Source organism: Streptomyces sp. URMC 126, from assembly GCF_051386555.1.
Classification (GTDB): domain Bacteria; phylum Actinomycetota; class Actinomycetes; order Streptomycetales; family Streptomycetaceae; genus Streptomyces.
Genome location: NZ_JBPQTX010000249.1, coordinates 1 through 10,628, shown reverse-complemented (window position 1 = coordinate 10,628; position 10,628 = coordinate 1). Strand labels below are relative to the sequence as shown.

The window sequence follows — 10,628 nt, the reverse complement described above, 5'->3', positions numbered from 1 at the left end:
CCCCCCCCCCCCCCGCCGCCCCCGCCGCCCCGCCGGGGACGCCGCCGGAGCCCGTGGCCGGTGACGCGGCCGGCTGGACGATGGAGGAACGCCTGTACAACCAGGTGTGGGGCATGTTCGAGGACCTGGCCCGGAGCACCGCCGCGTACCGCAGCGCGGTCGGCTTCGCCGAGTCGCGCCTGGAGAAGGAGCTCGACCGGGTGCTCTCCGACCCGGCCACCCGGGTGGGTCCGGCCGCCGACGCGGCCCGGGAGGCGGCACGCGCCAAGCACGGCGGCCTCGTCGAGCAGGCCCGGGCGGTGCTCGACCGCGACCTCGCCCAGCTCACCGCCGAGGCCGAGGTCGTCGAGCACGCCCTGCCGCCGGCCCTCGCCCGCTGGGACAGCCCCGTCTGGCACGCCTACCAGGCGCCGCTGGAGACGCCGATGGCGCTGCGCCTGGGCGATCTGCACCTGCCGGAGCGGCGGGGGCTGCGCATCCCCATGCTGGTCCGGCTGCCGCTCCAGCGCGGCCTGTGGGTCGACTGCGGCCGCGCGACGGGCTCGGGCACGGACATGGCCGACCCCGCCGAGCTGCGCCGGCTGGCGATGGACTGCGCCGTGGCGCACGCGGCGCGGCTGCTGGCGGTGCACCCCGTCGGCGACTTCGCCGTGCACGTCCTCGATCCGGCGGGTTCGGGCGCGGCGGCCCTGGCGCCGCTCGTCGACAACGGGGTGCTGGCCCGGCCTCCGGCGGCCGGCGCCCAGGGCGTCTCCTCGGTCCTCGGCGAACTGACCCGGCGGGTCGACCTGGTGCAGATGGCGGTGCGCAGTGGGGCGACCGACGCGCTCCCGCCCGATCTGGACACCGCCGAGCAATTGCTGATCGTCAACGACTTCCCGCACGGCTTCGACGACCGGGCGGTCACCCAGCTGCGCTACCTCGCCGACGAGGGGCCCGCCGTGGGCGTGCACCTGATGATGGTGGCCGACCGGGAGGACTCCCGCGGTTTCGGGCCCGTCCTCGACCCGCTGTGGCGCTCGCTCCTTCGCATCACGCCGGTGCCGGACGACCACCTCGCCGACCCGTGGGTCCGGCACGCCTGGACGTACGAGCCGTCGCTGGCCCCGGCGGGCAGTGATGTGGTGCGCCGGGTGCTGTGGCAGGTGGGGCAGGCGAGGCGGGCGTACGGGCTCTGATCACCGCCCCTTGGTGGGCGCTTGGGATTCTCTTTACTCTTTCTTGGTGCTTCCTGTACCGTTTGGTGTGCGGAGGCACCCCCGGTGCCGGCCGGTACCGGGTCGTCGGACGAACCGGATGGTGAGCCGGCGAGTGGAAGGGGCCTCCGGCAGCGACGACGCTGGAAGTTGCCGTACGAGATGCCGGAGGACCCATGGACGTCTCCCTGACGCTGTGGCTGCTGACCGTCGCCGGTCTGTGTGCCCTGATCGCCGCCGACTTCTTCATCGGCGGCCGGAAGCCCCACGAGGTCTCCCTCAAGGAGGCCGGCACCTGGACGGTCGTCTGGATCGTGCTCGCCGGCCTCTTCGGCCTGGGCCTGCTGTTCCTGGGCGGCGGACAGCCGGCGGGCGAGTTCTTCGCCGGTTACATCACCGAGAAGTCGCTGAGCGTCGACAACCTCTTCGTCTTCGTCCTGATCATGGGCAAATTCGCGGTGCCCGCCGCCTACCAGCAGCGGGTGCTGATGGTCGGCGTGCTCATCGCCCTCGTCCTGCGGGCCGTGTTCATCGGCGCGGGCGCGGCGATCATCGCCAACTTCTCCTGGGTCTTCTACCTCTTCGGGGCGTTCCTCGTCTGGACCGCCTGGAAGCTCATCCAGGAGGCGCGGGCGGACGGGGCCGAGAAGGAGGCGGAGGAGTTCGAGGAGAACCGCTTCCTGAAGGCGGTCGAACGCCGCTTCCCCTCCACGGACCGATACCACGGCACCAAGCTGGTGATCGTGGAGGGGGGACGGCGCCTGATGACGCCGATGCTGATCGTCATGCTGGCGATCGGTACGACGGACGTCCTCTTCGCCCTGGACTCAATTCCGGCGATCTTCGGTCTGACCCAGGACGCGTACATCGTCTTCACGGCCAACGCCTTCGCCCTCATGGGCCTGCGCCAGCTGTACTTCCTGATAGGCGGCCTGCTGCGGAAGCTGGTCCACCTCTCGTACGGCCTGTCGGTGATCCTCGGCTTCATCGGCGTCAAGCTGGTGCTGCACGCCCTCCACGAGAGCGGGGTGGCGGTGCCCGAGATCAGCATCCCGGTCTCGCTGGGCGTCATCTGCGCGGTGCTGGCCGTCACCACCGTCACCAGCCTGCGTGCCTCCGCGAAGGCCGAGCGGGCCGCCGTCGAGGAGAGTCGGGAGCACGCGGACGTCTGAGGCGACGCGCTCCCACCGCGGGCCGGGCACACGGGCCGGAGGCGTGGGGTCCGCCGCCTGTGCCGCCGGTTCCGCGGTGGCGTGTGGAGCCCGCGCCGCCGGTTCCGGGGTGGTGTCCGGCGTCGGGGCCGCCGGCTCCGCGCCGGAGGCGGGCCGGGTCTCCGGCAGCAGGGCGAAGCAGGCCAGGCTGAGCAGCGCCACGGCGACGAGGAAGGCGGCGACGCCCCACGGCGGCCGGTCCCCTCGGGTGAGGGCGGTGGCGACGAGCGGGGTGACGGCCCCGCCGAGGATCCCGGCGAGGTTGTAGCCGACGGTGGCGCCCGTGCAGCGCACCCTCGGCGCGTAGAGCTCCGGCAGGTACGCGCCGACCACGGCGAACGAGATCATGAAGGCCAGCATCGCCACGACGAAGCCCACGGTCATGAGGACGGGGTCGCCCGTGTGGAGCAGTGCGACGAGCGGGAACATCCACAGGACGACGGCCACGCAGCCGGCCAGGCACAGCGGACGCCGTCCGAACCGGTCGCCGAGGAGGGCGAGCGGCGGGGTGGCGACGCCCGAGGCGACGACCGCCACCATGACGCAGGTCAGCATCACCGTGCGGTCGATCCCGAGCCGTTCGGTGCCGTAGGTCAGGGCCCAGGTGGTGACCGTGTAGTAGACCGCGTACCCCATGGCCAGGCCGCCGGCGGTGAGCAGGACGAGCCGCCAGTGGTCGCGCACCACCTCGGTGATCGGCAGCCGGGCGCGCTCGTCGTCGGACAGTTCGCGGAACTCGGGGGACTCGCTGATCCGGCTCCGGAGCAGCATGCCCCCGACCGCGAGGACGCCCGCCACCCAGAACGGCACCCGCCAGCCCCAGGAGCGGAACTGCGCGTCGGTGAGGCCCACGGAGAGACCGAGGGTGAGGCCGTTGGCGAGCAGGAAGCCCAGCGGCGGCCCGAGTTGGGGGAAGCAGGCCCACAGCGCCCGGCGGTGGGCGGGGGCGTGCTCGGTGGTGAGCAGCACGGCGCCGCCCCACTCGCCGCCCAGCCCCAGCCCCTGGAGGAAGCGCAGGACGAGGAGGAGCAGCGGGGCGGCGGCGCCGATCGTGGCGTACGGGGGCACGAGTCCGACGGCGACGGTGGCGATGCCCGTCAGCAGCAGGGAGACGACGAGGACGGGGCGTCTGCCGTACCGGTCGCCCACGTGTCCGAAGAGCACGGACCCCAGGGGGCGGGCGATGAAGCCCACGCCGAAGGTGCCGAACGCCGCGAGCGTGCCCATCAGGGGGGAGGCGGTGGGGAAGAAGAGCGGCCCCAGCACCAGCGCGGCCGCGGTGCCGTAGGCGAAGAAGTCGTAGTACTCGATGGCCGTCCCGACCAGGGAGGCGGTCGCCAGGCGGAGCATGGCCGGAAGACCGGCGGGGGAGCCGTCACGGTGCATGTACCGTCCAACTTCCCTCGGCGGTGCGGGACACGGGGCGTGCGGGCGCGTTCACGGGGGCGCGAAGGAAGCATTGCTTCCGGTTACGGTGCGACCGGCGCGCGCCCCCGGCGCCCCTCCGGCGTCGTGTCGGAGGCGGCCGGGAGCACGGCCGTCACACCTGCCTCACTGCTTCACCAGCCGCGCTCGCGCCACTCCTTGAGGTGGGGCCGCTCGGCGCCCAGGGTGGTGTCCGCGCCGTGCCCGGGGTAGACCCAGGTCTCGTCCGGGAGCCGCCCGAAGAGCTTGGTCTCCACGTCGCCGATCAGGCTGGCGAACGCCTTGGGGTCGTCGTGCGTGTTGCCGACGCCGCCCGGGAAGAGGCAGTCGCCGGTGAACACGTGCGGGTGGCCGTGCGGGTCGTCGTAGACCAGCGCGATGCTGCCCGGCGTATGGCCGACCAGGTGCACGGCGGTGAGGGCGACCCGGCCCACCCGGAGCGTGTCGCCGTCGTCGACGGGCACGTCCGTGGGCACCGGGATGCCCTCGGCGTCGTACCGCCCGGCGTAGGTGCGGGCGCCGGTGGCGTCGACCACCTCGCGCAGCGCGCCCCAGTGGTCCCCGTGCCGGTGGGTGGTGACGACCGAGGCGATCCCGCCGTCCCCGATCAGGCTGAGCAGCGTGTGCGGCTCGGCGGCGGCGTCGATCAGCAGCTGCTCGTCCGTCGCGCGGCAGCGCAGCAGATAGGCGTTGTTGTGCATCGGACCGACCGCGACCTTGGAGATCATCAGGTCGGTCAACTCGTGGACGTTGGCGGGGCCGCCGACCTTCACCGCTCCCGTGTATGCCATGGGATCAGCCTAGTTCCTCGGTCCGACAACGGGCCGGGGCGGCGGTCCGCGGTGTTCCGGGAGGCCGCCCCGCCGGGCGTCAGAGCGGGGGCAGGGCCGGGAGCGGGCCGCCGTCGGTGTCCAGGGCGGACGCGTCGCCGCGGCCGGCGAGCCAGCCCAGCAGCGCGGGCGCGGGGCCGGAGACGCGGAGCCGTGGGCCGTCCGCGCCGCCCGTCCGCCACTCCCGCCCGTCCTCCGCCGCGAGCAGCAGGGACGGCACCTCGGGGTGGCCGGCGAACCGGTCGGCCAGGAAGCCGATCTCCCGCTCGGTGAACTCCGCGGGCAGGTCCTCCAGCCCGTAGCCGATCCCGAGGTCCACGTGGTGCAGCTCGACCTCGATCAGCCGCCGGAAGGGCACCCGGGCGGCGAGGTCCGTGACGCCGTTGCGCAGCGTGACCGTGCGGGAGGGGTCGCCGAGGGCGGCCGCGGCCTCAAGGAAGCGCCGGGAGCTGTCCCGCAGGTCGGCCAGGTGGACGGCGAGGGGGCGCGGGGCGTCCCGCTCGATGTCGGCGTCCCGGGCGTCGGCGTCGGCGTACATGGGCCGGCCGGCGAGCACGTTGACCAGGGCGTCGGCGTTGCGCGCGATGTGGGCCAGGACGTGGCCGCGGGTCCAGCCGGGGAGCCGCGAGGCCTCGTGGAGCGCCGTCTCCGGGAGCTTGCCCACGGCGGTCAGCAGCCGGTCGGTCGCCTCGCCGACCAGGGCGGTGTCGTGCTCGTGATCAGCCATGGCCCCGACCCTAGCGCCGCCACTCTTTCGGGTGAAGGAGCCGGACTCCGGCCGTGAATCGAACGTGCGTGCTATACGCTCGAGATGCGGCATCCTGGAGAGATGGCCGCAGCGCTCTCGTACCCTGGCTGGGTCGGGAGCATCGCTCCGCACTGACCCCTGCCGCCGCGACGGGCCCGCATCCGGGCCGGCGTCGCGTGGCGGCGGGGCCGGCGCACCCCCTCGTCTTCTCAAGAAAGGTGCCGACCGGCGTGGCAGACCGTCTCATCGTCCGTGGCGCGCGCGAGCACAACCTCAAGAACGTCTCGCTCGACCTCCCCCGTGACTCCCTCATCGTCTTCACGGGTCTCTCCGGGTCGGGCAAGTCGTCCCTCGCCTTCGACACGATCTTCGCCGAGGGGCAGCGCCGCTACGTCGAGTCGCTCTCCTCGTACGCACGGCAGTTCCTGGGCCAGATGGACAAGCCCGACGTGGACTTCATCGAGGGCCTGTCCCCGGCCGTGTCCATCGACCAGAAGTCGACCTCGCGCAACCCGCGCTCCACGGTCGGCACGATCACCGAGGTCTACGACTACCTCCGCCTGCTGTTCGCCCGGATCGGCAAGCCGCACTGCCCCGAGTGCCGGCGGCCGATCTCCCGGCAGTCGCCCCAGGCGATCGTCGACCGGGTGCTGGAGCTGCCGGAGGGCAGCCGCTTCCAGGTGCTCTCGCCGCTGGTGCGCGAGCGCAAGGGCGAGTACGTCGACCTCTTCTCCGACCTCCAGACCAAGGGCTACAGCCGGGCCCGGGTGGACGGCCAGACCGTCCAGCTGTCCGAGCCGCCCAAGCTGAAGAAGCAGGAGAAGCACACGATCGAGGTGGTCGTCGACCGCCTCACCGTCAAGAGCAGCGCCAAGCGCCGGCTGACCGACTCGGTCGAGACCGCGCTGGGCCTGTCCGGCGGCATGGTCATCCTGGACTTCGTCGACCTCCCCGAGGACGACCCCGAGCGTGAGCGGATGTACTCCGAGCACCTCTACTGCCCGTACGACGACCTCTCCTTCGAGGAGATGGAGCCGCGCTCCTTCTCCTTCAACTCGCCCTTCGGCGCCTGCCCGGACTGCACCGGCATCGGCACCCGCATGGAGGTCGACCCGGAGCTGATCGTCCCGGACGAGGACAAGAGCCTCGACGAGGGGGCGATCAGCCCCTGGGCGCACGGCCAGAGCAAGGACTACTTCCACCGCCTGGTCTCCGCCCTCGCCGACGAGCTGGGCTTCCGTACGGACATCCCCTGGGCGGGGCTGCCGCAGCGCGCCAAGAAGGCGCTGCTGAACGGCCACCGGACGCAGGTCGAGGTGCGCTACCGCAACCGGTACGGCCGCGAGCGCGCGTACACCACCTCCTTCGAGGGCGTCATCCCGTTCGTCAAGCGGCGGCACTCCGAGGCGGAGAGCGACTCCAGCCGCGAGCGCTTCGAGGGCTATATGCGCGAGGTGCCCTGCCCGACCTGTGAGGGCACCCGCCTCAAGCCGGTCGTTCTGGCGGTCACCATCCAGGGCCGCTCCATCGCGGAGGTCTCCGCGATGTCCATCAGCGAGTGCGCCGACTTCCTCCGGGACATGACGCTCACCGGCCGCGAGAAGAAGATCGCCGAGCGCGTCCTGAAGGAGGTCAACGAGCGGCTCCGCTTCCTCGTCGACGTCGGTCTGGACTACCTCTCGCTCAACCGCGCCGCGGGCACCCTCTCCGGCGGCGAGGCGCAGCGCATCCGGCTCGCCACGCAGATCGGCTCCGGTCTGGTCGGTGTGCTGTACGTGCTGGACGAGCCGTCCATCGGCCTGCACCAGCGCGACAACCACCGCCTCATCGAAACGCTGGTGCGCCTGCGGGACATGGGCAACACCCTGATCGTCGTCGAGCACGACGAGGACACCATCAAGGTCGCCGACTGGGTCGTGGACATCGGCCCGGGCGCCGGTGAGCACGGCGGCAAGGTCGTGCACAGCGGTCCGCTGGCCGAGCTGCTGGCCAACGAGGCGTCCATGACCGGGCAGTACCTCTCCGGCCGGCGGGCCATCGCCACCCCGCCGTCGCGCCGTCCGATCGACAGGAAGCGCGCCCTGACCGTGCGCGGCGCCCGGGAGAACAACCTGCGCGACATCGACGTGGCGTTTCCCCTCGGGGTGCTCACGGCCGTCACCGGTGTCTCCGGTTCCGGCAAGTCGACGCTGGTCAACGACATCCTGTACACGCACCTGGCGCGTGAGCTGCACGGGGCCCGCACGGTTCCGGGCCGGCACACGCGGGTGGACGGCGACGACCTGGTCGACAAGGTCGTCCACGTCGACCAGTCGCCGATCGGCCGGACGCCGCGCTCCAACCCGGCCACGTACACCGGTGTCTTCGACAACATCCGCAAGCTCTTCGCGGAGACGATGGAGGCGAAGGTCCGCGGCTACCTGCCCGGCCGCTTCTCCTTCAACGTCAAGGGCGGCCGCTGCGAGAACTGCTCCGGCGACGGCACCATCAAGATCGAGATGAACTTCCTGCCGGACGTCTACGTGCCGTGCGAGGTCTGCCACGGGGCGCGATACAACCGCGAGACCCTGGAGGTGCACTACAAGGGCAAGTCCATCGCCGAGGTGCTGGACATGCCGATCGAGGAGGCGCTCGGCTTCTTCGAGGCCGTGCCGACGATCGCGCGCCACCTGCGGACCCTCCACGAGGTGGGCCTCGGGTACGTGCGTCTCGGGCAGCCCGCCCCGACGCTGTCCGGCGGCGAGGCGCAGCGCGTGAAGCTCGCGAGCGAGCTCCAGAAGCGCTCGACGGGCCGCACGGTGTACGTCCTCGACGAGCCCACGACCGGTCTGCACTTCGAGGACATCAACAAGCTGATCTCGGTGCTGTCCGGTCTGGTCGACAAGGGCAACAGTGTGATCGTCATCGAGCACAACCTCGATGTGATCAAGACGGCCGACTGGATCGTCGACATGGGCCCGGAGGGCGGCAAGAACGGCGGCATGGTCATCGCCGAGGGCACGCCGGAGGAGGTCGCGGCCGTGCCCGACAGCCACACCGGCCGGTTCCTGCGGGAGATGCTCGGCGGCCGGGTGACCGGCGACGACCCGGAGGACGCCCCGAAGCGCGCCGCCGGATCCCGGAAGGCGCCCGCCGAGAAGGCCGCGGCGAAGGCGGCGGCCGGCAAGTCGGCCACGGCGAAGAAGGCCGCGACGAAGAAGGCCGCCGCGAAGAAGACGACGGCCAAGAAGACCGCTGCCAAGAAGGCGCCGGCGAAGAAGACGGCGGCGCGCCGGGCCTGAGCGCGCTGTCGGCACCGGTCCCGGCCTCCCTCGCAGGGGGGCCGGGACCGGTCGCGTCCCGGGCCGGCCCGGCAGGGGTACGGGCTCGGGGCGTCCCGGGTCGCGAGTCGTACCGGCACGGGGATACGGGCCGGCGCCATGCCATCCGGCCCACCGCGCGGGGCGCCCGACCGGGGCCGGTATCGTCGGGACCGATCGTCACAGCAGCCCCGGCGGCACCGCCCGTCGGCGTACCCCGTGGGAGCCTCCATGACCAGCCCCCAGCCGGCGCCCTGCTGCGCCTCCCGCCGTACCGTCCTGCGCGGCGCCGCGCTCGCGGGCGTGGCGGGGCTGGGCGCCACCGCCTGCGGCGGCGGGGAGGGCGGCGTGGCGTCCCCGACGCCCACCGCCCCGGTCGAGCTCGGCGCGGCGAGCGAGGTCCCCGTCGGCGGGTCGCGGCTCTACCGGGAGCAGCGGGTGCTGGTCACCCGGCCGAAGAAGGACGAGTACCGGGCGTTCAGCGCCGTCTGCACGCACGCCGGCTGCGTCGTCTCGAAGATCGAGGACGACGCGGCGAAGTGCGGTTGCCACGGCAGCCGGTTCGACGTGCACACCGGCAAGGTGCTGCGTGGCCCGGCCTCGGTCCCGCTGCCCGAGGTGCCGGTCCGGGTGACCGGCGACCGGCTGGTGGCGGGCCCTAAAACGCCCGGGGCGTAGCCGGCGGAGGGGCTCACGACCAGTCCCAGCCGATCCCCACGATCCCCGGCCGTACCGCCTGTTCCACCATGTGCACCCCCGGGTGCCGCCCGGCCAGGGTCAGTTCCCGCTGTCCGCTGCGCGGCGCGCTCGCCGTGGCCTGGCTGAAGCTACGGCAGCGGACGGGCAGCGCGGCGGCGTCGAAGCTCACCTGGAGGACGTACTGCCCGCCGGCGAAGCTGAAACCGCGCACGTATTCGCTGCTCTGGCCGCCCGTCCCGTCGTCGAACGCGTAGCCGAGGAGATACGTCTCGCCGCACCGCAGCCGGGTGTCGAACAGCAGCTCCGCGACCAGCACGCCGGCCGCCGCCTGCCACCGGACGCGCCCCACGCGGCAGTTCCCGGTGGCGCGTACGGCGACCCGGGCCGGATCGCAGCCCGGGTCGCCGTAGTGGATGGCGACGTAACGGTCCACACCGTCCCGGTGCGCCCGGACGACGTGGTGGGACTCGCGGCCGCGGAGCTCGCGCCGCGCCCCGATGTGGACGTGCTCCAGGTGGCAGACCGTGTGCAGGCCGCCGTCGGCGGGGGACTCCAGCTCGGCGAGGAGCCGTTCCGCCGGCCGCGCCTCGTCCATCAGCGCGCGCAGCGAACGGGCGGCGGGACGTTCCGCGGCCGGCCGCGCCCCCGGTTCCAGTAACCGGGTCAGGGCCTGCGCGGGCAGGTCGAGGATCTCCTCCAGCAGCCGCACCGCGCGCAGCGACTCGGGGCGCTGGGGTCTTCGCGCTCCCTGCTGCCAGTAACTGAGGCTGGTGACGCCGACGGTGACGCCGCGTTGGGCGAGCCGGCGCTGTACCCGGTGCAGGGCCAGGCCGCGCGCCGTCAGCGCGGTCCGCAGCGCCAGGTGGAAGGGCCCGGTGCGCAGCGCCTGGGCCAGCGCGGCCTCGGCGTCCCGGGTGCTGGTCCGTACCATACGTTCGCTGCCTCCTGTGAATATTCACCCGGGGTGACCGGGGTCACGGCCGCGTGGAGGACAGCCTTCCTCCTGACGGGCACAGGGCGTTCACAACCGTCGTGTTCCGTTCACTCGGGTGTTCCCTTCCGCATTCAAGCCGGTTGACCCGCACCCGACAACATCCGATGCTCCTCACCAGCGTCCGGACGCGCTCCTCCACCCGAACCACCCCACCACGGGAGGAACGTCCATGTCCCGTGCCTCGGCACAGCTCGAAAGACCCCGAATAACCCGGGGTCTTTCGAGC

At 72.6% G+C, this 10,628-nt stretch carries 6 protein-coding genes and 2 pseudogenes; 4 read left to right on the top strand and 4 right to left on the bottom strand.

Annotated elements, in window-relative coordinates; all coding sequences use genetic code 11:
- Positions 1 to 1,178, top strand: a pseudogene (locus ACSNOK_RS24975) (TerD family protein); the annotation flags it as partial.
- Positions 1,179 to 1,372: 194 nt separating this feature from the next.
- The gene (locus tag ACSNOK_RS24970; RefSeq protein ID WP_436783010.1) at positions 1,373 to 2,368 is read left to right on the top strand and encodes a TerC family protein; all 996 of its coding nucleotides are present in this window, start codon (positions 1,373 to 1,375) and stop codon (positions 2,366 to 2,368) included.
- Between the two features lie 126 nt (positions 2,369 to 2,494).
- Here the strand turns inward: ACSNOK_RS24970 and ACSNOK_RS24965 are convergent.
- The 3 genes and pseudogenes from ACSNOK_RS24965 to ACSNOK_RS24955 form a co-directional block, all read right to left on the bottom strand.
- Positions 2,495 to 3,757 (bottom strand): annotated as a pseudogene (locus ACSNOK_RS24965) (MFS transporter); the annotation flags it as partial.
- Positions 3,758 to 3,966: 209 nt separating this feature from the next.
- A complete protein-coding gene (locus tag ACSNOK_RS24960) occupies positions 3,967 to 4,623 on the bottom strand; it encodes an MBL fold metallo-hydrolase (protein WP_436783009.1) in 657 nt (218 codons plus the stop codon).
- 79 nt (positions 4,624 to 4,702) lie between these two features.
- Positions 4,703 to 5,389 carry a maleylpyruvate isomerase family mycothiol-dependent enzyme gene (locus ACSNOK_RS24955; protein ID WP_436783008.1) on the bottom strand — a complete coding sequence of 229 codons (687 nt, stop codon included), beginning with the start codon at positions 5,387 to 5,389 and terminating at the stop codon, positions 4,703 to 4,705.
- 251 nt (positions 5,390 to 5,640) lie between these two features.
- Here ACSNOK_RS24955 and uvrA point away from each other — a divergent pair, with 251 nt between their 5' ends.
- The gene (uvrA, locus tag ACSNOK_RS24950) at positions 5,641 to 8,691 is read left to right on the top strand and encodes an excinuclease ABC subunit UvrA (RefSeq protein WP_436783007.1); all 3,051 of its coding nucleotides are present in this window, start codon (positions 5,641 to 5,643) and stop codon (positions 8,689 to 8,691) included.
- A 249-nt stretch (positions 8,692 to 8,940) separates the two neighbouring features.
- Positions 8,941 to 9,387 carry a Rieske 2Fe-2S domain-containing protein gene (locus ACSNOK_RS24945; protein WP_436783006.1) on the top strand — a complete coding sequence of 149 codons (447 nt, stop codon included), beginning with the start codon at positions 8,941 to 8,943 and terminating at the stop codon, positions 9,385 to 9,387.
- A gap of 13 nt (positions 9,388 to 9,400) precedes the next feature.
- Here the strand turns inward: ACSNOK_RS24945 and ACSNOK_RS24940 are convergent, their stop codons facing one another.
- Positions 9,401 to 10,339 carry a hypothetical protein gene (locus ACSNOK_RS24940; protein ID WP_436783005.1) on the bottom strand — a complete coding sequence of 313 codons (939 nt, stop codon included), beginning with the start codon at positions 10,337 to 10,339 and terminating at the stop codon, positions 9,401 to 9,403.
- Between the last annotated feature and the right edge of the window lie 289 nt (positions 10,340 to 10,628).

Bases quoted from the DNA above. Each gene is read 5' to 3' on its own strand.
- ACSNOK_RS24955 (WP_436783008.1), bottom strand. From the start codon at position 5,389: ATGGCTGATCACGAGCACGACACCGCCCTGGTCGGCGAGGCGACCGAC.
- ACSNOK_RS24940 (WP_436783005.1), bottom strand. From the start codon at position 10,339: ATGGTACGGACCAGCACCCGGGACGCCGAGGCCGCGCTGGCCCAGGCG.
- ACSNOK_RS24960 (WP_436783009.1), bottom strand. From the start codon at position 4,623: ATGGCATACACGGGAGCGGTGAAGGTCGGCGGCCCCGCCAACGTCCAC.
- ACSNOK_RS24945 (WP_436783006.1), top strand. From the start codon at position 8,941: ATGACCAGCCCCCAGCCGGCGCCCTGCTGCGCCTCCCGCCGTACCGTC.
- ACSNOK_RS24970 (WP_436783010.1), top strand. From the start codon at position 1,373: ATGGACGTCTCCCTGACGCTGTGGCTGCTGACCGTCGCCGGTCTGTGT.